Source organism: Carboxylicivirga sp., from assembly GCF_982718395.1.
The window spans coordinates 1-25,708 of sequence record NZ_CEXQWX010000046.1 but is presented as its reverse complement, the minus strand read 5'-3'; the positions used below and the strand labels follow the sequence as shown (position 1 = coordinate 25,708).

Genomic DNA, 25,708 nt, shown 5'->3' with positions numbered 1-25,708 from the left:
CATCAACAATGACATGGAATCATTCTCTTAGATCTGGTTTCTTATGTCTTTTATCTGAAAGTATGAAAATCCTTATTATACGTTTAAGCTCCATTGGTGATATTATTCAGTGCATGTCTGTTGTTACAGGCTTAAAAAACAAATTTCCACAAGCTGAAATACATTGGGTGGTACGAGCTGATATGCAATCACTGGTGCAAATTGATCCGCGTATTGATAGGCTTTGGGCTTTTGACCGTAAAGAAGGTTTAGGTGGTGTGTTTAAATTAGGTGCCAAACTCAAGAAGGAACAATATAATTTGATTTATGACGCACATAGTAATATTCGTTCCAACATTCTGAAACTGGTTTTGTGTCCATTTGGCATTTGTAATTTGTTTAAAAGGAACAAGTTGGTGACCCGTCATAAAGATCGCTTAAAAAGATTGCTGTTATTTAAATTTGGTATTAATCTTTTACCCAATCCTTTTCGGGCATTAGCCTCGTTTCAAACACCATTATACAAGTGGAATGTGATCGAATTTAATACACCTTTTAATGATTGGCGTTTTCCACGTGAAACAGAAGAGAAGATTGAGCAACTTGTATTGAGTTCCATTCCTGCGGGACAAAAATGGGTAACGCTTGTTCCGTCAGCCGCCTGGGCTTTGAAACGTTGGCCGGTAAAATACTGGCAGAAGTTAGTTGAGATAAGAGAGGATTTGCATTTTATTGTACTTGGTGGCCCCAATGATACCTTTTGTGAAGAGATTAAAACTGTTGCTCCTGACCGTGTTATCAATCTGGCCGGCAAAACATCATTAATGGAGAGTTTTTGTGCGATATGGCATTCTCCATATGTGATTAGCGGGGATACAGGATTTCTACATGCAGCTGATTTGTTTCAAAAACCTGGGCAAGCCATTATCGGACCAACAGCATTTGGATATCCATCTAATCCAAAGATGAAGATTATGGAGATTGACCTACCTTGTCGCCCATGCACCAAAGATGGCAGTACTAAATGCAAGATAAAAGAAGAGAGGAAGTGCCTTATGGACATTTCCCCTCGTATGGTTGCAAATGCAATCGAATTCTGATTAAAGTTAGACAACAGACCGAAAGCAGAGGACAGAAGATCTATCTTCCTGAGCATCTTCGGGATGCCTAGGAAGTAATGTCGGCTGTGGAACAAACCCGCTTAGCGGATGGTGTATAATACGGATCGAATCTTTATTTGCATTATGATTATAAAGATGCGATCCGTAACCTAGCTTAGTAGCCTAATACCGACTATTTCAGCTTCGATTGTAAATAGTTAACAACTTCTGTATGTCCTTTTGATTTGGCAAAGTCCAAAGAAGATTCTCCATCAACGTCGACCATTTTTAAGTCGGCACCATTAGCTACCAATAATTTCAGTACTTCCAACTGCCCTTCTGAGGCTGCCATCATAACCGGCGTCCAGTTTTCATGATTATCAACAGCATTAACATTAGCTCCAGCCTGTATCAATAATTCAACGGCTTGTACAAATGGCCCGGTAGAGGCAAACATCAGGGGAGTGCGATTCATACCATCCACAGCATCCACTTCAGCACCTTTTTCAAGTAATACCTTAATTATATGATGATGTCCGTTATAAGCCGCCAACATTAAAGCACTATGCTGGCTCTCATCCATTGCATTAACATCAGCCCCTTGCTCTAATGCCAACTCTACCTGGTCTATGTTACCATCAAGAGCAGCCTTAAAAAAAGCAGCCATATCAATTTCTGAAGGTGTTTCCTTCACTGCTGTTTGCTCGGCAGTTTCTTTTCCCTCGGTCTGATTGCCTTTTTTTGATGAGGACTGGCAAGCCCCAATCAAAACTATCAGACCCAATAAAATAATCTGGTGTAGTTTATTCATTTCTGTTACGAATTGAAAGGCCTCATGAGGCCTTTATTTGTTTGTGTATTAAATATCACTAATGTCAAGCCAAGTACAATATTTCGGGTATTTAATTACCCTCATCGCCTTTCAGGCACTTCCCTCCCGCATAATGCGGGACAAGTTAATGGGAAGATATTTCTGCAGACTCACTTCCAATTCTCCCCTAGGGGAGATACCCGTAAGGAGAGGGGGATTTATGTTTTAATCCAAAGCTTTAAGCTTGCTACTAATATATTGCCTCAGCCACCTTACGCGTACTGTTGGTAGCCATCATCGTGTAAAAGTGTAATACAGGTACATTATGCTGCATCAACTCTTTAGATTGTTGGATACACCACTCTACGCCAACCTGCTTAACCTCATCGTTGTTTTTACATTTACGAATCTCCTTGGCAAAATCCTCAGGGATATCCACATGGAAGATCTTTGGCAGTACCGTCAATTGGTTCATTGATGTAACAGGTTTTAAGCCTGGTACTATTGGCACAGTAATCCCCATGTCTCTTGCTCGCTTTACAAAGTCGAAGTACTTAGCATTATCAAAGAACATCTGCGTTACAATGTACTCGGCACCTGCATCAACCTTTTGCTTCAACCAGTAGAGATCAGAGTCCATATTAGGTGCTTCTTCATGCTTTTCAGGATATCCTGCTACACCGTAACTAAAAGGTGTATCAAAGGCATCCAGCAAAGTACCATCCAGAAACTGACCTGTATTGAGCTCGTTCACCTGATTTACCAGATCAAGAGCATAAGCATTACCAACTTCACTGCTTTGTTTAAACCGGTTTTTGCTTGAATTATCGCCACGCAACACCAATAAATCGTGAATGCCAAGGAAATTAAGGTCAATTAAGGCATACTCGGTTTCACTTTTGGTAAAACCGCTGCATATGATGTGCGGCACCACTTTTATACCATAACGATGCTGTATAGAAGCAGCCACAGCAACAGTTCCCGGTCGCTTACGAATCACTTTTCTTTCGTATAGACCATTGGCTGTGTCTTTGTATTGCATCTCATCGCGATGTGAGGTAATGTTAATATATAAAGGATTAAACTCCTTCAGTTGATCTATGGTGTTAAATACTTTGGCAATACTGTTACCCTTAAGTGGTGGCAATAACTCAAATGAGAATCCGGTTTGTGTGGTGGATTTTATTAGTTCTGCTACGGTCATTATATTTATGGTGATTTGTTTAATCGTTGATTTGATATTTGCTGATTTGAGGAATCTTGTTTATTCAATTCGACAAATCAGCAAATACACAAATCGACAATATTCTATTATTTGTAATTCAGGTTTAATGGTATCCACTTCTCCACATCCTCAATAGAGGTTTCTTTTCGTTTGGCTACATCCTGTACCTGATCCATACCAATCTTGCCCAAGCCAAAATAAATTGCATCGGGATGCGCAAGATAGATACCACTAACCGATGCATTAGGATACATGCTGTAGTGCTCGGTCAATGTGATACCAGCGTTCTCCTCAGCCGAGAGAAGGTCAAACAAAGTTCGCTTTTCACTGTGGTCAGGACAAGCCGGATAACCCAATGCCGGACGAATACCCCTGTAACGCTCGCGAATCAGGTTCTCATGATCAATCTTCTCATCAGGCGCATAACCCCAAAACTCTGTACGAATGCGATAATGCAACAACTCAGCAAAAGCTTCTGCCAGACGATCGGCTAATGACTTAAGCAAGATGCTGCTATAATCATCATGGTCAGCCTCAAACTTTTCAAGCCATTTTTCTATTCCAATGCCTGCAGTAACAGCAAAACCTCCAACATGGTCAAAGCGTCCGCTTTCTTTCGGTGCTACATAATCGCTTAAACAATGAAATACCTCTTTGCCGGGTTTATCCTGTTGTTCCCGTAAATGATGAAACCTTGCCAAGACATCCTCACGTGCCTCATCGGTATATAACTCAATGTCATCCCCAACGCTATTGGCGGGAAAGATACCGAACACAGCATTGGCCTGAAGCATACGCTCTTTCTCAATTCGATCAAGCATGGCCTGTGAATCGCGATAAAGCTTTAAGGCTTCTTCAGCTTTGGCCCTGGCATCATCGGTGCGGTATCGCTCCAGCCATTTGGCTTTCGATGCTTCATCCGTCACTGATTCCATATCAGCATAGTTGCCAGTCAGTCGCCAGGCTTGATAAAAGAATGTCCAGTCAATAAACTTACGAATTTCGCAAATAGGGTAATCTTCCAATACGCGTACACCAACTTCTGCCGGTAGTGGTGTAATGGTATTCGACCAATCCACCTTGTGCTTCCTGGTTCTTGCCTCTTCAATTGGCAAAAGCTTTATGTTTTTCTTACCCGAATTTCTTTCCCGAAGTCCTTCGTATTCAGATTTAACGTTCTGCACAAAATTATCTTTCTCCTTCGATGACAACAGTGCACTCACTACCTGGGCACTTTTTGAAGCATCTTTTACGTGCACAACCGGATTATCGTACTCCGGTTCAATTTTAACAGCAGTATGAATTTTTGATGTTGTAGCACCTCCAATTAGTAATGGGATGTTAAAACCGCTACGTTTCATTTCTTTCGCAACCGTCACCATTTCTTCCAGCGACGGTGTTATTAATCCACTCAGACCAATAATGTCCACTCCGTGTTCAATGGCTTTTTTCAATATCTCCTCGGTTGGTACCATCACTCCAAGATCGATTACCTGGTAATTATTACAACCAAGGATCACGCTCACAATATTCTTACCTATATCATGCACATCGCCTTTTACTGTGGCCATTAATATTTTACCATTACTCTTAGAGCCTCCGTTGCTGGCTTTTTCTTTTTCAATAATCGGTTGAAGAATAGCAACCGCTTTTTTCATTACACGGGCTGTTTTCACTACCTGCGGTAAGAACATTTTACCACTTCCAAACAGTTCACCCACCACATTCATACCAGCCATCAGAGGCTGCTCAATAATATCAAGTGCAGTTGGGTATTTCTTTAAAGCTTCTTCCAGATCAACATCCAGGTAATCGCTGATACCTTTCACCAGGCAGTGACTCAAACGCTCCTCAAGTGTTCCTTCACGCCAGGCAGCTTGCTGTTGTTCGCCAACCTCTTGTTTGGTATTTTTAATCGATTCGGCATACTCAACCATACGGTCGGTCGCATCCTCACGCTTGTTTAGCACTACATCTTCCACATAGCCCAGCAGTTCCTTTGGAATATCATCATAAACTTGCAACATAGCCGGATTCACAATACCCATATCCAAACCTTCCTGAATGGCGTAATACAGGAACACCGAATGGATGGCTTCACGTACCACATTATTTCCGCGGAAAGAAAAGGACAGGTTACTGATACCACCACTAATATGTGCATGTGGCAGATTTTCCTTTATCCACTTACAAGTCTTTATAAAATCAACGGCATAGTTATTATGCTCTTCAATACCTGTTGCAATGGCCAATACATTAGGGTCGAAGATGATGTCCTGTGGCGGGAAGTTTACCTTTTCAGTTAAAAGTTTGTAAGCTCTTCCACATATTTCCTTGCGACGCTCAAAATTATCGGCCTGACCTTTTTCATCGAAAGCCATTATCACTACCGCAGCTCCGTATTTTTTAATGATTCGGGCATGTTCCAGGAAAACCTCTTCTCCCTCTTTCAGGCTGATACTGTTAACAACTGATTTACCCTGAAGGCATTTCAATCCGGCTTCGATCACTTCGAACTTGGATGAATCGACCATCACTGGCACTTTTGACACATCAGGGTCTGACATCAACATGTTCAGGAAGTTAACCATCTCCTCTTTGGCATCAAGCATGGCGTCGTCCATGTTTACATCTACTATCTGCGCGCCATTCTCAACCTGGTGACGGGCAATATCAACGGCTTCTTCGTATTTCTTTTCTTTGATCAATCGCAAGAACTTACGTGATCCTGCCACATTACAGCGCTCACCAATATTCACAAAGTTGGTATCTTTGCGCATTTGTAACGACTCCAGTCCACTTAAGTGGGTAATTGACGATTTTTCTACTTTCTTATGAACGCCATACTTAGCCACTTCCTTTGCCATGGCAGCAATGTGCTCTGGAGTGGTTCCGCAACAGCCACCAATAATATTTACCTTCCCATCAGCTATCCACTGCCCAACCAGGCCAGACATTTGATCAGGTGTTTGATCATATTCCCCAAATTGATTTGGTAAACCGGCATTGGGGTGCGTGCTGATATAAAAAGGTGCTTTCCTCGATAGTTCGGTCACATAAGGTTCCAATTCCTCAGCTCCCAATGAACAGTTAAGCCCGATACTCAGGATATCCATATGTGATACTGAATCAATAAATGCTTGCAAGGTTTGTCCTGATAGAGTACGGCCACTGGCATCGGTAATGGTGCCGGAAACCATTATTGGCAGTTTGGTACCTAGTTCTGCAAATACCTCATCAATGGCCAGCAAGGCAGCTTTGGCGTTTAGTGTATCAAACACCGTTTCGATCATCAGAAGGTCAGAACCTCCTTTTATCAGAGCAGTCACCTGCTCTTTATATGTTTCTTTTACCTCATCGAATGTACAGGCCCGATACCCGGGATTATTTACATCGGGCGATAAGGATAAAGCTTTGTTAAGTGGCCCAATGGAACCACAAACAAATCTAGGCTTATCAGGATTCCTGGCGGTATATTCATCGGCAACCTCGCGTGCAATCTTCGCTGATTCAAAGTTAATATCCCATACAGCCTCCTGCATATCGTAATCGGCTTGTGAGATCGAGGTGGCATTAAAGGTATTGGTTTCAATAATATCGGAACCTGCCTCGAGATACTTGGCATGTATCTCTTTTATAATCTGTGGTTGTGTAATCGAAAGAATATCATTATTCCCTTTGATGGGCATATGATAATCTTTAAATCGTTCACCCCTGTAATCCTCTTCCTCAAGTTTATAGGTCTGAATTAAACTGCCCATTGCTCCATCGAGCAGCAATACCCTTTCTTTAATGACTTCGTACAACAATTCTGATTGCGCCATATGGTTTACTAAAATTGAAAAATGTGGTTAATGTTTTTGTTTTTTACTTCAACTCAACGAGCAGTAAAATGTGGTTACAGTCTAACTAACAATCGCATATTCGAATGGTTAGCACTGAATGAGCAAAATTACGATATTTTTGCTCATAATAGGGGCATCTACTATTTGTTTGTGATTAAATGATGTGATATATCAGTATTTAGCTTTACTTTTTAGTTTGAGTGATTGTGGCTTTGTTAGTTAGTTCCGGTACCAGTAACTACTGCTTGTAAAACCGATAACTATCCATTTTGAAACCGATAAGCATCGGTTGCCGATCCGATAACTATCAGTTTATGAATGAATAAGTATTGATTTTTTAGATCAATAATATGTAAATAAAGCCTGACACTAGTTGTATCAGGCTTTGATTTATATGTTAGTTGTAAGCTAACTTTTATGCTCAGATCATCTCGCTCTTTATTGATAAGGACTATGCGAACTGGGAAAAACTGCACCAAGCGGTTTCCATTTATGGTATCGACTACCGCTAATTTAAATTATTATCAATATTCAATGAACTATTTTATTGTAGAAAGTTGATTTGTCTTAATCAAATTATTTATCAAGGATGTGTCAATACCACGACATGTACTTGCTTCATTAAAGAAGCGAGACTTATTTTTATTTATCAAATAAAATTCTTGAAAAGGGTCGGTATCTATGATTTTTTCAACCATTTCCTTACTTGTCACTTCAATCTTTTGTTCTGCATAATCACTTTTTTTTATCGAGGTGTACACATTTTCATTCGTCCATAAGTCACCTATAGAGATGAAGTAATTATCAATTAACGGTTGAGGCCAATAAAGATCTATGTCTCTAGGAGCTTTATATGATTCAAGTCTTTTAGTATTAGAATTATATTTGATCGGTAATAAAAACTGATAGTTACTATCCTTATACTTATATATGTAGAAGTCCGGAAACTTATCTTCCTTTACACAACCCAAAAATGATATAGCAAATAGAATAATTAAGCAATATTTCATAGAAATTATTTTATCATGATTTTATGTATCGATGAATAATTTGCATTGACAATTCTAATAATGTAATACCCTTGTTTATACTGTGTTAAATCTACATCCAAATAATCTTCATGACAAGATATCTTTTTAATAAGATTTCCTACATTATTAAAAATAGAAATATGATTTACCCCATTAGTATTCATATTTTTAATGTGCACCACTCCATCACTAGGGTTAGGATATATTATAGCACCGTCTTCCTTTTCATATTCATCAACAACAATTTCAATTGATGAATTTCCCATTTCGGATTTAAGAGTTGAAGATTCGCTTTCAACATTACTGCTCTGATGAACATATGTATTATCTCCAACTAGTATAGCATATTCTTTACCAACTGATCTTCCATATGAATTCTTAAATCTGATATACATTCTATATTCCTCATATTTTTGCTTTCCATAAGCACCATCTCCTTTCCAAACACTCACTTCTTCACCTGTTATAACACCTGCCGTCTGAACCAAAGATTCACCTGTTCGTACATCAAAAATAGTCATTTCCCAAGAGTCTGCATTATCAACCTTAAAAACGAATTCATCATTTATTCCATCACCATTAGGGCTGAAAGCATTTATCCATTTGTCCACTGTGATTTCATAATTTTGAACTTGTAATTGTTCGCTATTAATTCTAGCTCTAAAATTACAGCCTTTGTTTACTTTAAATCCTGGTTTTAAAACAATAGTATTGCCTGATTCTAAGAGAACATTTGAATTAGAGTGTACAGTTAATGTGTTACCTTCTAAAGGCAATGAAATATCATTTACAGCTACCAATGACACATCACCATATATATCATTACTGTCATAGATGTTTTCAACAATATTTATTGTTGGGCTAATTCCAACAACGACCATTTGATTTTTATTAAAATTACTACTGGATGGAGTCAGATCATTTAATCTGTAATTTCCATTGTATGAGCCCGTCCATCCCCAATTCATATGAAAAAGTGATGGATCCAATAAATCATAACCGTCACAAATCCAGATATGCTTTTCTGTAGATAAATCAGCTTTATCCCCGCGATATATTACGGGGCGGTTACAATCAATCTCAGACCGTATAAGATTTTCCCATGCACTTCCATATTCCCAATATTGTCTTTTTTCTTTGCGAGCAGCTTGATAATTAAAGGCATCTCTGAAGGCGTCTTCAATATTATTCACAGTGGTAAAAGAGCCTCCACAGAGATATTGGGTATTAGCAGCAGAACCACATAAACTAAGTAAATTAGCAACTGCTTCCGCTTCTCTCATATCAGTAGAAGAATAAATGGCATCAGGTATTAAATCCCACCTATAAGCTGAAGGATATTTCCAGTGCCACATAATTCCAGCCATTGCAACCGGACCACAACCAACCGGATAATGATTACATGAACAACTATTTCCATTCGAAGAATTTACTTTTGAATTATATGATGGAGAACACGTGCCGCTATTATTTTTCCCTTGCCCCCATATAGGTGTATCAATGATTTTTAATGCAGTTGTACTCTCTGTAACTGAAGGTTTCAACATCATATCATCAGATAATGATTCCCACTCTTTACTTGCTATTTTATTGTAAGATTTAAGCAGGGAAGCTTTATGAATTTGTTCAACATACCCATTTACAAAAAAATTACCTTCCTCATTGCTATCGCTTTTGTATTGATAATTTCCCTCCACAGAATAACCAAGAATAGGAGTTATATTACTATTAGCACTTATTATTATCCATCCAGCAGGCTCAAAATTAATTACATATAAATAGTTTTGATTTTCTTTCTTAATTGAATATATCTCTTTCACAGATAAATACTCTATATTTCTTTTTCTGAAAAAGTTTAACGCTACCCTTTTAGCTTTATCTTGACCTATTTCTTCCGCTATTAAATTTTGAAAGTTAATCAATTGAAAAAATAGGATTATTATTAGAATTTTATACATATTATTTTCTTTTATACATCTTTAAAAAGTTCATTAAATTGTGATTTTGCCCAATTAAATTCGAAGTCAACGCGTCAATCCTTACTTAATAAGCAGCTGCTTTCGCACTTTTAAAGTGACTTCCACCACCTTTCTTTTAATGTGTTTCCCTGCCATATCGTAGGCGTATTGTACTTCAAACGATTGTGCTTCGATATATGCTCTTATTGCCATAAAGGTTAATAATACAATAGCGTTTCTCTCATCTTATTGCTTATTTAGATTAGTTAATATCTTTTCCATTTGGTTTAATCGCTCTTCAAGAATCTGTCGTCTGGTAGCTTCTTCTTTAAGAGCATTGTTTAGTTCACTTTCCACTTCAGTCACTCGCTTTCTGTCCTCACTCAACTCCTCAATCTTTTTCTCCTGCTCTATGGAATAAAGCGTTAACTCTTCCACCTTCATCAATAGCAGCTTATTCATCTCCGCCAGGTTAACACCGGCTTCCTCCATTTCATCTGCCGAGGGTATTTCTGGTAAATGCTTATTGGCTTTAATAAAAGCCTCTACTTCCGATAAGTCTTTTAACTGGTAGTTGTCTTCGAAGACAAAGTCGGCGGTATTGCCATTGGCGGTGTAAGTGATATTATTGGCAGCCAGGGTACCGTTTAGTTGCATATCGTTGATACTGGCTAGCGTTACTTCTATTTCATGTGCCTTGATGTTGCCGGCGACGTCGAGTTTAGCTGAGGGAGTTATTGTGCCGATGCCAATTAATCCGTCTCGTGTTATATTTAACCTATCATTTGATCCTGTTCTAATTTTAAAGGTAGATACATCAGATCCACCTGGTGCCGATAGAGCATCGATTACAAAATCCTGCCCACTTTCAGAGAAATACAATGCTCCTCTTGGATTTAATGAGCCATCTTGAACCAGTATACCTGAATTTACTCCTCTTTCTGTGCTTTGTATGGTAAGTTTTGCAATAGGCGTTATAGAACCAATTCCTAGATATCCTTTTGATGACATCGTCATATAATTAGTTCCGTAACTATTCCATTGAAATAATGGCCTATTATTAATTTTACCAGTCTGCCTTCTTGCATCAAATGTCATCAAAGGACTTGAACCAGTATCATTTGCATCCGGAACTGCCGCAGTCAAGCCCAAAACTGTTCGATTGTCAGATTCTCTATATCCACGTAAAATGGGAATAAATTGATTATCAACTCCTGTTCCGTTTTGAATTTGGAAATAATCCGAAATAGCGTCATTTACTTGCACCTTAAAAGCACTTTCCAATCCTGATAATGAAGGTACGTTTAAATGCAAATGTGTGGTTGGCGAACTAATTCCAATTCCAATTTTACCTCTAACAAATATATTTTGCGGAAACTCCACATATTTATTACCAGAGTTAGCTCTAATGAAATACTTACCCCTAGTATGGTCTAACATTTGAAACTTTGAACCAGTACCCATTAATTGAATATCCATCCAATCCCCATTTCCTGTTTGAAGCCTATTGTATCCGATTATGTTTTTGTTTACGTCATCAATAACCTGCCCTGAAACAGCCCCACATAACATTCCCATTAAAATTAAAGTCGTTAGTTTTTTCATTTTTTTAGTTTTAGTGCACTGTGTCTGGTGCGCAGTGCATATTCTATACATTTATTAACTTTCTTTTTTTCACTTTCCTACGCACACCACGTACCCCTATTGTGGTAGCAGCACGCATACCCAGGCAACAAATCAAAGTCCCTTATTTATGCGTCTTAACCAACTTCAATACCATCTTCCTCAATTCCTCCATCTCATCGCTCTTCTCTCCTCACTCAACTCCTCAACCTTAAACTCTAAACCCTTAACCTTCTCGTTATTCTCCTCTGTCTCCTGTCTTCGGTCTTCCGTCAACTTTTCAATCTTCTTCTCCTGCTCAATGGAATAAAGCGTCAACTCCTCCACCTTCATCAGCAACAGCTTATTCATCTCTGCCAGATTTACACCTGCCTCTTCCATCTCAGCAGCCGAGGGTATTTCCGGTAAGTGCTTATTGGCTTTGATAAAGACTTCTACTTCTGTTAGGTCTTTTAATTGGTAGTTGTCTTCAAAGACAAAGTCTGCAGTATTGCCATTGGCGGTGTAGGTAATGTTATTGGCGGCCAAAGTGCCGTTAAGCTGCATATCATCAATGCTGGCAAGAGTTACTTCTATTTCGTGGGCTTTGATATTGCCGGCAACGTCGAGGGTAGCATCAGGGGTGGTTGTACCAATGCCAACTTCGCCATTACTCTCAATGCGAAACAATTCTGTTCCATTTAAATCAATACAAAAAGGATTAATAGTACCTTCAGTTGCTAATATTTGCCTACCCGATGCACCACTGCCATATAAATGAATTTTTCTTCCAACAGGATCATGTATTGAAAGTCCATTATCATATGTTGATTGGGCAACAGTTAACTTTGAATATGGATTAACAGTTCCAATTCCAACTCCAATGTTTGCACCAGGCATTAATAATATTCTGCCATATGAATTACCTGATGCATCTATTTTAATTTGTTGAACATGATTATTGGAACTTAAATCAAATGTTCTTCTATTCTCATCATAATTAGCATGAAAACTTCCGTAAAACTTTTCACCGTTATCAAATCCATATACTCGCAATTCTCTTCTATTACCGTTGGAGCTAACCTTATCCCCAACATAAACATTTCCACCCTCAACACTTAGTTTTGCGTTTGGATTTGTTGTTCCAACCCCTACTTTCCCATCCTTATAATAAATTGGACTACTTGAGTTTTCAGGTACCCGCGTTTGCCCCCAAACAGTCCCACAAAGCATTCCAATTAAAATTAAAGTCGTTAGTTTTTTCATTTTCTGTTATTTGTTTGATTATTTATAAGTGCACCGTGCTCATGCGCAGTGCATGTTCTTTACAATGATTAATTTTCTTTTTTCACTTTCCTTCGCACAACCATGTTAGATTCGCAGACCTCCAATTCCTTAAAAGGGAGGATACCATCACACATTATAAAGCTGTAAATCAGTCCCCCTTTAGGGGTTAGGGGTTTGGTCTGAGATCTTAACCACCTCCAACATCATCTTCCTCAACTCTTCTATTTCACTTCTCATCACTCTCCTCTCTTCTCTCTCTTTCTTAACCTTCTTCTCTAGCTCTATCGAGTACAATGTCAACTCCTCAACCTTCATTAACAATAGTTTATTCATCTCAGCCAGGTTAACACCCGCCTCTTCCATTACAGCAGCTGAAGGTATTTCAGGTAAATGTTTATTGACTTTAATAAAGGCTTCTACTTCTGTTAGGTCTTTTAATTGGTAGTTGTCTTCGAAGACAAAGTCCGCGGTATTACCATTGGCAGTATAGGTAATGTTGTTGGCTGCGAGAGTGCCATTAAGTTGCATATCATCGATGCTGGCAAGAGTCACTTCTATTTCATGTGCTTTGATATTGCCGTTGACATCGAGTTTGGCGGAAGTAGGAACTTTTCCTATACCCACATTACCTTTATCGGAAATTGTTAACCTCTCAACTCTTGATTGTAATGAACCATCGTAAGTAGTTGTATATAATCCTAAAAAAACTCTATCCACCCCAGGTTGCCCTGTAGGAACATATGCTCGCATACCTGCAGCATAACTATTGTAAATTCCCATATTAATATCAAAAAACCCTCCTTTTCCTCCAACATAGGCATCTCCAACATGTATCTTGGTCATAACACCGTTGGGGCCGTCACCTTTTATATCTAATTTAGAAGCTGGTTGTGTAGTTCCAATACCTATATTTCCAGAATTCAAGTAAGACTTCCCATTATTCGAGAAAAATGTACTAGTGCCAACCCTTGTCCCTCCTGAAAAATCTCCTCCATAGTTTAAGTACAACTGATTACTATCTCCATGCACTAAAGCTCTTCCTCCACTACCTCTCGGTGCATACGATAGTCGGACATCTGCTGCACCATTATATGTAAAGTGATTATCCCCACTATATACCTTAAATGTCCCATTGACTGTAAGTTTATAAGTTGGGGAATCTGTACCGACACCTAGATTACCTTTTTTAATAATCATATTTCCGGTTCCCTCTTTCCAATAAGTTAACCAACTATTCTCTGTTCCTCCCCATAAACCGAGAGCCATACCATCTTGTGCTTTCGTACCCAAGTAGTATTTAGATAATCCTGGGGGTTCAAATCTGATTTGACTATATGTCCCTGTTAAAGTTATCTTATCATAAGTCTGCCCACAAACAGCCCCGCAAACCATTACCGTTAAAATTAAGGTCGTTAGCTTTTTCATTTTGATTATTTGTTTGATTATTTATAAGTGCAATGTGTTCATGCACAGTGCGTGTTATTCACATTTAATAATTTTCTTTTTCACTTTCCCTCGCACACCCTTATTCCTTAAAGGAATGCTAACCTGCATAATCAAGCTATTACCCAAAGTCCCTTTAGGGATTTGGGGTACTAACCACCTCCAACATCATCTTCCTCAACTCTTCTATCTCACTTCTCATCGCCCGCCTCTCTTCTCTTTCTTTCTCCACTTCTACCTTCAGCCTTTCCGCCTCTGCCTTTTGCTCTATCGCATAAAGCGTCAACTCCTCCACTTTCATCAACAACAGTTTATTCATCTTTGCCAGATTCACACCTGCTTCTTCCATCTCGTCAGCCGAGGGTATTTCTGGTAAATGCTTATTGGCTTTAATAAAAGCCTCTACTTCCGATAAGTCTTTTAACTGGTAGTTGTCTTCGAAGACAAAGTCGGCGGTATTGCCATTGGCGGTGTAGGTAATATTATTGGCGGCAAGAGTGCCATTAAGTTGCATATCATCAATGCTTGCAAGGGTAACTTCTATTTCGTGAGCTTTGATATTGCCTGCAACGTCGAGTTTGGCATTTGGAGAAGTCGTACCAAAACCGACTCGTCCATCTCCTCGTATATACATAACACTCTCTGCATTACTTTTTCTGAAGTTTGCAATTCCTGAAGCCGAATTACTCGTTTTACTATCAACAGTAAATGCCCAGTCTACATGCCCAGCAAATCCATTATTTGTGATAACTAAATTTGAATTTGGGTTCGTTGATCCAATACCAACATTACCATTACGGCTTATCCTAAGCCGGTTAGCTCCCGCAGTAAATAAGTTAATTCCAAAATAACCAGACACATATGCATTCCTTCCATCTGCAGGCTGCCCTGAGTCAGCGAACTTATGAAATCCAAAACCATAATGGTTTAAATACTCATTATTATACAGAAAATCATCATTGTGTAGACATACAATCCCAGGAGACCCATTATCTACATTGCTCGCCTGCCCTATTTTAATTAAACCAGTAAAAAGTGATTTTCCATTGACATGTAAATTGTACCCAGAATATGGCGATAAGGTATTAATTCCAAGTTGACCTGTCTTTTTAAAGATACTATGAGCTGCATCTGTAGCTTTTCCAAAATAGATATCACCACCTGAGTAATAATTCAGATGAAGGCTTTTCCCATCCATTACATCAATATGAGCATTATTATTACTCCATTTGACAATTCTTAACTGTGATGTTGGATAACTATTCGTATTACCATTAAGGTATAAATAACCATGACTCGTTTCACTGCCAAGTTGAGCACTTATAAAACTTGAAACGAGACAAATCATTGCTAATAAAATTGTTCTCTTGATCATCTTTCGTATGATTTAATTGTTTCTATTCTGACAATAAGGCTTCCAACTTCGCCAACCTTATTTCAAAGGCTTTCTTTTGTTCCTCCATTTCACTTTTCAATGCTTTCACCTCCTCTGTCTCCTGTCTTCTGTCGCCCGTCAACTCCTCAACCTTAAACTCTAAACCCTTAACCTTCTCGTTATTCTCCTCTGTCTCCTGTCTTCGGTCTTCCGTCAACTTTTCAATCTTCTTCTCCTGCTCAATGGAATAAAGCGTCAACTCCTCCACCTTCATCAGCAATAGCTTATTCATCTCCGCCAGATTCACACCTGTTTCTTCCATCTCTTCAGCTGATGGTATTTCCGGCAAGTGCTTATTGGCTTTAATAAAAGCTTCTACTTCGCTAAGGTCCTTTAATTGGTAGTTGTCTTTGAATACAAAGTCGGCGGTATTGCCATTGGCAGTGTAGGTAATATTGTTAGCGGCGAGAGTACCATTGAGTTGCATATCATCAATGCTGGCAAGGGTAACTTCTATTTCGTGGGCTTTGATATTACCGGTTACGTCGAGGGTGGCATCTGATGACGCAACTTTTCCTATACCTAAGTTTTTACTTATAAACGAGGCTCCATCTCCTCGAACCCAAAAACGTTTTGTATTGGTGTCTGGCTCACCCACAATAAAAAAATCATTTGTTGCTCCTGCATCATAATCATCTGAAGGATCAATCCATAACTCAGCTGCATTATTGTTTTCAATATGCCTGATCTCACCAGGATCATTAGATTGTGCGGAGAACAAGAGTTTGCTCACGTTACCATCTTTATTAATCTTAAAACTAGATATACTTAAATCGTTTTCCCCTTTTTGGCAATCAATAATTATTTCTCCTGATGGTAATTCACTTTGAAAAGTTTGATTGGCTAAAGGAGCTAAAGCTGAAGAATAACCATTTAATATTTTTCGATAATGCAAACGAGTATGACTATGTGGGATTCGGACAAATAACTCTACTTTCTTATCATTGACAATCGCTTTAATATTATCTTCATTGAAATTAGAGTTTTGAAGGATGAGATTCCAATGCGTTATTTTTTTAGCTGTATTATTTTGATTCTTAAATCTTGCGATAATTCTTCCATAATAAATTTTCCCATCACCAGAACCATTCCCTAAAAAGTCTATAATTGCTCCAACATCTTGCCATTGATAAGTAATATTACACTCTGCTATTTTTGTCCAATTGCCAATATTAGTATTTGCAGTATTGGGAGTATGATACCAGTTTGTAATAGACAAATCTTCAGTCTGCCCCCAAACAGCCCCACATACCACTACCATTAAAATTAAAGTCGTTAGTTTTTTCATTTTCTGTTATTTGTTTGATTATTATTGATGCATTTTGATTTATCCGTAGTGCATATTGTTTGATATTGAATATCCGGCGAAACCTCTATAAAATGCGTTGAAATACTCCGAATGTCTAATGTTTCACTTCGGAAGTGTTCTGAAACGATGTAACCTGACATTGAGGCAGTGCGACCTGACAATGAAGCAGTATAACATGTCATTGAGGCAGTGTTGCATACAATTGAAGTAACGTAACATGACATTGAGGCAGTTCGGAAGTGCTTTGCAAGACCTCCGGGATGCTTTGTAAGACCGTCGGAAGCCTTTGTAAGCACTGCAGAACCCTTTGCAGGCATTTTTTCATAAGTCTTAGCAATTGACCACTCCTTTTTCACGCCAATAAAGGCGTACCAGCCGAAGCTTAACGGCTGTGAATAATCAGGTATTTGATTATTGTGATCGAACAAAGCATTTGTGTTTTTGTAGGCACTAACCTCCGCATTGAAGCATCTCAAACACTCCGCTTCGTGATTTGATGAGATACGACCTGTTAAACAGGCGTTTTTACATTGCTCCAAGTGTCTTATTAACGTGCTAAACAGAATAAGTCTGTTGCCGGCAGCACTTAAACCGTTACATTTCGTACCAGCCATAGTGACGGATGGTACACAGGAATCCCTTTCCATGATAAAAGGCCCTGTTAATGATTTGAGGTTGTGTGAGGTTACAAACATTAAAAGGTTAAGTCGAATTCGTTTACAAGTTAATTGCAGTTTTCCGAATTGGTAACACCTTTTTAGAAAAAACTTTCATGATATTTTTCTTATATTCAGTTATAATCATGATAATCAACGTCATATAATAGTGAACTTTTTTACCTCAACCATTCCATGATATATATTATATTAACATTAATCAGACACAATACGAAGGGTATGAGTGAATACACTACCACTCTCCTAACCATGAATCCTGAACTCTCCAACCATTTCTCTTTCGGTCTTCCATCTTCTGTACCCCGCCAACCACATTCATGTCCACAACTTCTAACTCATAACTTTGAACCCCAAACCCTGAAACGAGAGCTATACCCTGAACTCTCCAACCATTTCCTCTTTTAGACTCTACTTTGTCTTCAGTCTCCCGCCCTTCGTCAACCCAAAACTCTTTCGTCTTACACTCAACTTTTAATTCGCTATTTTGTTATTTTTGAGCTACCAAAACCAACTTTTAATGATAACCAAACTCAAGTTATTAGCCTTACTGGTACTTTTACCAATAATTTCAAGAGGGCAGTCTATCGTTGATATCATCAATTCAACGGAGAAAGCCGTATTTGAAGCAAGAGCTTATAGCAGTAATAATCTCTTAACAGGTAAGGCGTCCGGGTTTTTCTTAAGCTCAAATGGTCTGGCTGTTACCATGGGTTATATTTTCGAGCATGCTGATTCAGCAGTTGTAACAGTTCGCGGGGGGCGAACATACCAAGTCAATCAAGTAATATCCATCCATCCAGAAAGTAATTTGGCCTTGATTAAGGTGGAGCAAAACAGGCAAAAATCGTTCAACTTTCTGATGCCATCTAAATTGTCATATAAACAAAATGAGGAATTGCTTTTTTTTACTCATGAGCAGGAAACAGAAGATGGAATGACACTTGGCTCTGTAATGGATTTAATCCATTACCCATTTATTTCCAGAACCGGCATCATTGAAGGTAACTACAAAAGGTACTCAGCAGGTGCTCCTGCAATAAACAGAAAAGGTCAACTTTGCGGTATTGTAAATGTCTCAAGAAATGGCTTGCATAAGATCTTGTACAACACCTACCTTTTAAATGATACCAACTGGATAAACGTTAACATTCCGCTTGAAGAAGGTGTACATTTTCAAGACAAGCGTGAGCATTTAGATCCATTATATAGCCAATCGATATTAAACATTGTTTGTGACCAGCACATTGAAGCTGCAAAAAACCTAAGCAGATATATAAAAGAACATCCCGAATCGGACATTGCCTATTGCTTAAGGGCTTATGCAAGGTATCATTATCAGAATTTTGTTGGTTGTCGGGAAGATCTTGAAATATGCCAGGACTTAAATCCCAACGGGTTTCTTCAATACTATTTCAAAGGCCTGTTTAAAATGGCAGAAGAGAAAAATGACGAAGCAAGCATTAACCTGGAGTTATGCCTCGATCATAAAGCCGATTTTGGCCCGGCCATTAGCCAATTAGCCATTTTGGACTTCGCCAGACATAAAGATGTCAGAACCGCATTCAATTGGCATAGCGAAGCAATTAAAGCAGACTCACTACTGGCACCTTCATTTTACGAAAGAGCTAAGCTGCGTATGCAACATTCTTCTGATGAAGAAGCTGCTTTATCCGATATTAATAAAACCATTTACCTTGACCCGGATTTACCCGGCATATACTCCATTCGGGGGACAATATTTTTCTCAAAAAAAGATTATTTGCCCGCAATACAGGACTTTGATAAAGCTATCGAAAAAGACATCAAAGATGTACACGCCTGGTTTAACCGCGGCGTTGCCCATTACAACATCGGCCTGCACAAAAAGGCTTGTTATGACTGGGACAAAGCAGGCAGGTTGGGCAATTTTGAAGCATATCGATACATCTCACGTTATTGCAAAAATGTAAAGCGCAGTGTTTACAACAGGTAATGCCCAACATCTGTAAGTTTTTCTATTTCCTACAAATTATGCAGATTAGCCCACATTTATATTCCCCCCAATGGGTGAAAACACTTCAGCGAAAATCCGTGTTATCTGCAGGCTGCGAAATTCCGCAAGCCGAATTAAGGTAGTACACCCTTTTTTGTACCTTTACACACTTAATTTTTAAAGATGATAACACAAGAAATACTTAAAGATTTAACCGGACGCGAGTTAGCGTTAAGGAGGTATCTTTGACATCGATCGTAAAAAGGTTGAAATAGAAGAAGAAGAGTTGCGCTCACAGGCACCCGATTTTTGGGACGATGCCCAAAAAGCCGAACTTCAGATGAAAAAGTTGCGTGAGCTGAAAAGCTGGGTAAACGACTACGAAGAGGTGGCCTCGGCAGTAGAAGATCTGCAGGTCTTATTCGATTTCCATAAAGCAGGTGAGGCTGATGCTGAGGATGTGGATCAGCAATATGAGCTGAGCAAGGAGATGCTCGAGAAGCTGGAGCTCAAAAACATGTTGCGCCGTGAAGAAGATAAAATGGGAGCCGTGCTAAAGATCAATGCAGGAGCCGGTGGCACTGAAAGTCAGGACTGGGCCGAGATGCTGATGCGTATGTACATTCGTTGGGGTGAGTCACACGGATACAAAGTTAAAGAGGTGAACTACCAACCCGGAGATGATGCGGGTATCAAAACAGTTAGCCTGCAATTTGAGGGAGATTTTGCCTATGGTTACCTGAAAAGTGAGAATGGCGTTCATCGCTTGGTTCGCCTGTCGCCATTCAATGCTGCTAATAAGCGAATGACTTCATTTACTTCTGTTTTTGTTATACCGCTTATTGATGATTCGATAGACATTGACATTAACCCGAGTGATATTACCTGGGAAACATTCCGGTCAGGAGGCGCCGGTGGACAGAATGTAAACAAAGTAGAAACAGGTGTTCGCTTGCGTCATGCCCCCTCTGGCATTGTGATTGAAAATACCGAGTCACGCTCTCAGTTGGGCAATAAGGAAAATGCCATGCGACTACTAAAATCTCAGCTTTATGAGATTGAGCTTCGCAAGAAGATGGAAGAGCAAAATAAGGTGGAGTCGCAAAAGAAAAAGATCGAATGGGGATCTCAGATTCGCTCCTACGTGATGCAACCATACAAGCTTGTTAAAGATGTACGTACCAATTTTGAAACATCTAACGTGCAGGCTGTGATGGACGGCGATATTGACGGATTTATTAAGGCTTACTTAATGGAGTTTGGGGCTGAAGAGGTCTACTAAACCCGGATTATGTATTGGAAAATCGTAGTGAGCATTGAAAATACAATGAAACAAGCATTTACTGAAATGAGTCGTAGCACCGCTACGGTGAATTGAAGTAAATGAATGAAGAGATTTGTTTTGAAGTAGTTTCGATGCGTAATAGGTTTTCAAATTCATATTGCGGGTTAAAACAAATTCATCAGTAATGAGTTATACACAAGTAACTTTAAAACAAAAACAATGATTACCATATTACATAATCCACGTTGTTCAAAAAGCCGCGCAGGTGTAGCCCTGTTGGAAGAAAAAGGTGTAGAATTTGAAGTTTGCAAGTATTTGGATGAAGCACTTACACCTGATGAGTTGGTTGATATAATTGATAAACTCGGCAAACGTCCTTTGGATATCATCCGTAAGAACGAGGAAGTATACAAGTCCGAATTCGCCGATAAAGAATTATCAGATGAAGAATGGATTTTGGCTATGCTTGAATATCCAAGATTAATTGAGCGTCCGATTGTTATTAATGGTGATAAAGCTGTGATCGGCAGGCCAACCGAAGAAATTGAAACGATTTTGTAACGAGTATTTTTTGACAAAATAAAAACCGCTTAGTGATTGCTCGCTAAGCGGTTATTTTATTTAAAATCACCGGACAAATCATTCCTTTGAAATCCATCGTCCGGTGAAAGAACCGTTTCTTTATCTATACGACTGACTACCAGAACTACTTGTGCCAGTTACCTTTATCGGTCCGCGTTCGATAACCAGATTCTTACGTCCACTGCTTCCTTTTGCATTCAAACTACCGGAAGAGGCTCTTAAGGCAAAGCTTAACTCCTCAGTATCATTTGTTAATTCCATCGAAACACTGCCCGATGATGATTTAAACGTGGAATTGCCTGTCAGCTTAATATTAGAACCTCTCTGACTACCACTTGTTGAAACCAGATTGACAGCACCTGTTACACTGCTTAAACTTAAACCTCCTGATGATGTACTTGCTTTAACATCACCTCGAACATCAGAAATCTTAACGCTACCCGAAGAAGCTTGAGCATACAGATTATTGCCAATAGAATTGATTGACTGACTACCAGAAGAAGTGGTTACTTCAGCCTCACCACCTACACTTTCAACTTTGATACTACCTGATGAAGCTTTGGCTTTTAGACTGCCTCCAATGCCGGCATGCTTCTGCCCGCCTGATGAGGTTGTCGAACGCACATCGCCTGTTATATCAGCCAGTGAAATGCTTCCAGATGAAGCCGATGCATTCAAATCAGAATCAATCTTTTGTGCTTTAATACTTCCACTTGAAGTTTTCAACTTTGCAATTACCTGTCCCAAATTGGATACATAAACACTGCCACTCGAATTATCGACATCAACATTGGTATTTGTGGGAACATTCAGTTCCAGCTTTCCACGTACATTTCGCAAAGAATTAGGACGATCAATCCACACGCGCAAAGTACCACCACTTACATTATGCCGGATTTTAACATCATACTTTTTTGAACCGGTTATTTCACCAGTAAGACTTACACCGTTACCAGCTCCGCCAACTATATTAACAGAGCAAAACGACCCTTCAACTTCTACATTACTAATGTTATTAAATGACTCATCAACCTTGTCAATAACATCTTGTGCTTCCACACATGCAATCATACTCGCGATTATTAGTACCGCGAGAAAACTCATTCTTTTTAACTCTTTCATCATAGTATATTTTGGGTAATACAATCAATTAATTCAGACTCCCATTTAGAGTCATCTCAAAATAGGACGCTCGTAAATTGGGATAAGTTACATGCTAATGAAAAAAATTGCCAACTTTTTCTTGAATGTGCTGTTTGATAGCTAAAACAATTATTCATCTTGTACATTACAAGCGTTTAATTAATTTTGAAACATGGCAGAAATGACATCAAATGAGTTTGAAAAGGAATGGGATGAACTCGTTCTTAAAGTCAGTAAACATTTTAAAGTAAGTGCCGAATATGAATTTATTTTGTTTGTATTGGGTATTCAGGAAATGGGCTGGGGTTTCAGAGAATTTTCCAAAACCGAGAAGATGGATTTGATTAATGTTGCCCGTTGCCGCATTTTGGTTCGTCAGGGATATATAAAAGAAACGGGAATTGATGCCGATGGTTTCCCAATATTTGAAGCTTCACCCAAGCTTAAATCAATGATGCCATCCTACCAAAATCAACTCATTAAAAAAGGTCTGATCGAATACTTTAAAAACATTGAATTCGAATAATTCAAATTGAACACTAACAATATTAAAATGAAGCATTTATTTACAATCATTTTAGGAATTGCTTTGTTGGCCTCATGCAGCAAGCAACCTAAAGAGGGTGTGATGTTACTGATGAAAACATCGAAGGGTGATATGAAAATCAAATTGTATGATGAAACACCACAGCACCGTGATAATTTCGTAAAATTAGCCGAAGAAGGATTTTATGACTCATTACTTTTCCACCGTGTAATCAACGAGTTTATGATACAAGGTGGAGATCCTGATTCTAAAGGAGCAAAGCCTGATGCCATGCTTGGTAATGGAGGTCCTGGATATCAGGTGCCGGCTGAAATAAACTACCCAGCACTTTTCCATAAGAAAGGAGCCCTTGCAGCCGCGCGCACAGGTGACAATGTTAATCCTGAAAAAAAATCATCAGGCTCACAGTTTTACATCGTTCAGGGAAAAACCTATACTGATGAGGGTTTTAAAGGTATAGAAAAGCGTTATGAAGACATGAAACGCCAACAAGTTTTCTACAAAACACTGGAAGAATATAAAGATACTCTTCAGGCTATTCAGAAAGGCGGAGATCAGGAGGCCTTTATGAACATGCGTGTAAAGATTGAAGAGGAAGTTGAAAAGAAAATGGCCAAAGAGCCAAAGCAAAGCATTCCTGAAGAAATAAAAGAGGTGTATCGTACAATTGGTGGTGTTCCTCACCTCGACGACAATTACACAGTATTTGGCGAAGTTGTTGAAGGACTGGAAGTGATTGATGCCATCGCAGGTGTTGAAACCGGTCAGGCCGATCGTCCGACAGAAGATGTTTATATCATAAAAGTAAAAGTGCTCAACTAAGTACAAGATAATCATATTAAAACGGATGCTATTCTTTGCCACTGCAAATGACTAGCATCCGTTTCTTTTAGGAAGAGAATTAGAAATCTGAAGAGATAGGTATTTCACTCGGTTATCCCTCTAGTGTCAAGTCAATTACAATGTTACGGGTATTTAATTTCCCCCATAGCCTTTCAGGCACTTCCCCAAAGGGGAAGATATTTCTGCGGGCTCACTTCCAGTTCTCCCCTTGGGGAGATACCCGTTGGGAGAGGGGGATTTATGCTTTAAGCTTAACTTGTAACCAAAGACCGTATCATTTTTGAACTACCCCTGAACTCAGAACCTAAAACTCAAGACTCATCAACCCTAAACCCAAATACACAGAACTCAAAACTCCCAACTAATACTTATCTTGCACATTCTAAAAGGAAATTTTATGCACAGATTATTAGTCTTAGCTATCGGATTACTTTTTCTGACACATGCAAATTCGCAGGAGCCTGTTTATTATGTCAATATATCAACCAACATGGGCACAATGAAGGTGAAATTATACAACGAAACACCCAATCATCGCGACAATTTTCTGAAGCTGGTAGGTGAAAAGCATTTTGACGGTACCTTATTTTATCGTGTTGTTAAAGGGTTTGTTATCCAGGGCGGTTCATCAGATTCACGTAATGCTGCACCCGGGCGTGCCATTGGATATGGCAAGGCCATTAACATCGATGCCGAATATCATGATAATTGCTATCATAAACGTGGTGCTTTATGTGCGCCCCGTCAACCCGAAGAAGTGAATCATTTTAAGATGTCGGATGTGTCGCAATTTTATGTTGTACAAGGTCGCAAGTACACAACTGAGGAACTGGATTTGATTGAAAAGGCCACCAACAATCCAATCAAAATAGAACTGAAAAAGCAGTATTACCTGCCACATAAAGAAGAGTTAGCAAGGTTGAAAAAGGAAGATCCTAAAGGTTTCAATAAACTACTGCGCGAGATCAAGGATAAAATCAATTTTCATTATAGCATATCGGATAAAGTTGAATTTAGCGAAGAGCAACGGAAAGTTTATTCAACCATTGGAGGTACGCCTGAACTGGACGGCGATTATACTGTTTTTGGCGAAGTAGTTGAAGGCATCAATGTAATCAGTAAAATTGCTTCGTTGCCAGTGGATAAACACAATCGCCCAAGAACCGATGTGAAAATTAAGGTAAGTATAGTAACGAAATAAAGACATAGCGAAAAGACTCAAAACAAGTTCATCATGTTTAGAATCTTCATCATCTCATTAATTGTAATCAGCTTTGCAGCCTGCAAAGGTAAAACAGATCAACAGCAAAAGGTGGTCGATACCTTCAAAGGATCGTATAAGGAGAACGTTAAAGGCATAGTTAGTCTGCGTACTTTTGACCACTACACACGCCAACTCAACGATGGTTTTGGCTTTTATGTTGCTCCTAACCTTGTGGTTACTAACCTTAGTTATATAAAAGGTGCCTATAAAGTAAAAGCTTCGCCAATGGGCTTACAGGATTTCTCTTTAGTTCAGGGATTTGTTGCCTACGATGTGGATCTTGATCTGGCTTTGTTAAAAGTTAGTCGTCGCAATCTGAATTATCTAAGCATAAAAGACGCCACATTTAAAGCTGACTCTGTTTATCAAC

General features: G+C 39.0%; 21 protein-coding genes. 8 read left to right on the top strand and 13 right to left on the bottom strand.

Features of this window, described 5'->3' with window-relative positions; all coding sequences use genetic code 11:
* Positions 1-62 precede the first annotated feature (62 nt).
* Positions 63-1,079 (top strand): glycosyltransferase family 9 protein, encoded by a 1,017-nt coding sequence (locus AC4MRQ_RS10610; RefSeq protein ID WP_491197651.1) that lies wholly within the window; start codon positions 63-65, stop codon positions 1,077-1,079.
* Between the two features lie 193 nt (positions 1,080-1,272).
* Here the strand turns inward: AC4MRQ_RS10610 and AC4MRQ_RS10605 are convergent, their stop codons facing one another.
* From AC4MRQ_RS10605 to AC4MRQ_RS10550, 12 genes are all read right to left on the bottom strand, one after another.
* Positions 1,273-1,890 (bottom strand): ankyrin repeat domain-containing protein, encoded by a 618-nt coding sequence (locus AC4MRQ_RS10605; protein WP_491197650.1) that lies wholly within the window; start codon positions 1,888-1,890, stop codon positions 1,273-1,275.
* A 250-nt stretch (positions 1,891-2,140) separates the two neighbouring features.
* Positions 2,141-3,094, bottom strand: coding sequence for a methylenetetrahydrofolate reductase [NAD(P)H] (gene metF, locus AC4MRQ_RS10600; protein ID WP_491197649.1), 954 nt, complete (start codon positions 3,092-3,094; stop codon positions 2,141-2,143).
* 107 nt (positions 3,095-3,201) lie between these two features.
* A complete protein-coding gene (gene metH, locus AC4MRQ_RS10595; RefSeq protein WP_491197648.1) occupies positions 3,202-6,939 on the bottom strand; it encodes a methionine synthase in 3,738 nt (1,245 codons plus the stop codon).
* A gap of 560 nt (positions 6,940-7,499) precedes the next feature.
* Positions 7,500-7,970 (bottom strand): hypothetical protein, encoded by a 471-nt coding sequence (locus AC4MRQ_RS10590; RefSeq protein ID WP_491197647.1) that lies wholly within the window; start codon positions 7,968-7,970, stop codon positions 7,500-7,502.
* 5 nt (positions 7,971-7,975) lie between these two features.
* The gene (locus AC4MRQ_RS10585; protein ID WP_491197646.1) at positions 7,976-9,949 is read right to left on the bottom strand and encodes a C10 family peptidase; all 1,974 of its coding nucleotides are present in this window, start codon (positions 9,947-9,949) and stop codon (positions 7,976-7,978) included.
* Between the two features lie 81 nt (positions 9,950-10,030).
* A complete protein-coding gene (locus tag AC4MRQ_RS10580) occupies positions 10,031-10,162 on the bottom strand; it encodes a hypothetical protein (protein WP_491197645.1) in 132 nt (43 codons plus the stop codon).
* Between the two features lie 33 nt (positions 10,163-10,195).
* Positions 10,196-11,554: a hypothetical protein gene (locus AC4MRQ_RS10575; protein ID WP_491197644.1), complete on the bottom strand. Its 1,359-nt coding sequence runs from the start codon at positions 11,552-11,554 to the stop codon at positions 10,196-10,198.
* 180 nt (positions 11,555-11,734) lie between these two features.
* Positions 11,735-12,817, bottom strand: a complete 1,083-nt coding sequence (locus AC4MRQ_RS10570; RefSeq protein ID WP_491197643.1) for a hypothetical protein — start codon at positions 12,815-12,817, stop codon at positions 11,735-11,737.
* Between the two features lie 180 nt (positions 12,818-12,997).
* Positions 12,998-14,263 carry a hypothetical protein gene (locus AC4MRQ_RS10565; RefSeq protein ID WP_491197642.1) on the bottom strand — a complete coding sequence of 422 codons (1,266 nt, stop codon included), beginning with the start codon at positions 14,261-14,263 and terminating at the stop codon, positions 12,998-13,000.
* 154 nt (positions 14,264-14,417) lie between these two features.
* Positions 14,418-15,656, bottom strand: coding sequence for a hypothetical protein (locus AC4MRQ_RS10560; protein WP_491197641.1), 1,239 nt, complete (start codon positions 15,654-15,656; stop codon positions 14,418-14,420).
* A gap of 22 nt (positions 15,657-15,678) precedes the next feature.
* On the bottom strand, positions 15,679-17,004 hold the full coding sequence (locus tag AC4MRQ_RS10555; RefSeq protein WP_491197640.1) for a hypothetical protein: 1,326 nt from the start codon (positions 17,002-17,004) through the stop codon (positions 15,679-15,681).
* Entirely contained in the window at positions 17,001-17,672 is a 672-nt protein-coding gene (locus tag AC4MRQ_RS10550; RefSeq protein ID WP_491197639.1) for a hypothetical protein, read from the bottom strand. The genes AC4MRQ_RS10555 and AC4MRQ_RS10550 overlap by 4 nt, the downstream gene beginning before the upstream one ends.
* A gap of 547 nt (positions 17,673-18,219) precedes the next feature.
* On the opposite strand from AC4MRQ_RS10550, the gene AC4MRQ_RS10545 reads away from it, so the two are divergent.
* The 3 genes from AC4MRQ_RS10545 (at position 18,220) to arsC (ending at position 21,520) form a co-directional block, all read left to right on the top strand.
* Positions 18,220-19,674 carry a trypsin-like peptidase domain-containing protein gene (locus AC4MRQ_RS10545; RefSeq protein ID WP_491197638.1) on the top strand — a complete coding sequence of 485 codons (1,455 nt, stop codon included), beginning with the start codon at positions 18,220-18,222 and terminating at the stop codon, positions 19,672-19,674.
* A gap of 183 nt (positions 19,675-19,857) precedes the next feature.
* Positions 19,858-20,956 (top strand): peptide chain release factor 2 gene (prfB, locus tag AC4MRQ_RS10540; protein ID WP_491197637.1). Its coding sequence is split into 2 segments (ribosomal slippage): positions 19,858-19,920 and positions 19,922-20,956, totalling 1,098 coding nucleotides; the frame shifts between segments, so codons are not numbered across the junction.
* A gap of 222 nt (positions 20,957-21,178) precedes the next feature.
* On the top strand, positions 21,179-21,520 hold the full coding sequence (arsC, locus tag AC4MRQ_RS10535) for an arsenate reductase (glutaredoxin) (protein WP_491197636.1): 342 nt from the start codon (positions 21,179-21,181) through the stop codon (positions 21,518-21,520).
* Positions 21,521-21,640: 120 nt separating this feature from the next.
* Here arsC and AC4MRQ_RS10530 read toward each other — a convergent pair whose 3' ends face one another.
* A complete protein-coding gene (locus AC4MRQ_RS10530; RefSeq protein ID WP_491197635.1) occupies positions 21,641-22,663 on the bottom strand; it encodes a DUF4097 family beta strand repeat-containing protein in 1,023 nt (340 codons plus the stop codon).
* A 193-nt stretch (positions 22,664-22,856) separates the two neighbouring features.
* Between AC4MRQ_RS10530 and AC4MRQ_RS10525 the strand changes: the two genes are divergently transcribed.
* The 4 genes from AC4MRQ_RS10525 to AC4MRQ_RS10510 all read left to right on the top strand — a co-directional run.
* Positions 22,857-23,210, top strand: a complete 354-nt coding sequence (locus tag AC4MRQ_RS10525; RefSeq protein WP_491197634.1) for a hypothetical protein — start codon at positions 22,857-22,859, stop codon at positions 23,208-23,210.
* Between the two features lie 27 nt (positions 23,211-23,237).
* Complete coding sequence (locus AC4MRQ_RS10520; RefSeq protein ID WP_491197633.1) at positions 23,238-24,053, top strand: peptidylprolyl isomerase; 816 nt, start codon at positions 23,238-23,240, stop codon at positions 24,051-24,053.
* 418 nt (positions 24,054-24,471) lie between these two features.
* The gene (locus tag AC4MRQ_RS10515) at positions 24,472-25,275 is read left to right on the top strand and encodes a peptidylprolyl isomerase (RefSeq protein WP_491197632.1); all 804 of its coding nucleotides are present in this window, start codon (positions 24,472-24,474) and stop codon (positions 25,273-25,275) included.
* Between the two features lie 33 nt (positions 25,276-25,308).
* A partial coding sequence (locus AC4MRQ_RS10510) for a S1 family serine peptidase (RefSeq protein ID WP_491197631.1) occupies positions 25,309-25,708 on the top strand: 400 nt, incomplete at its 3' end.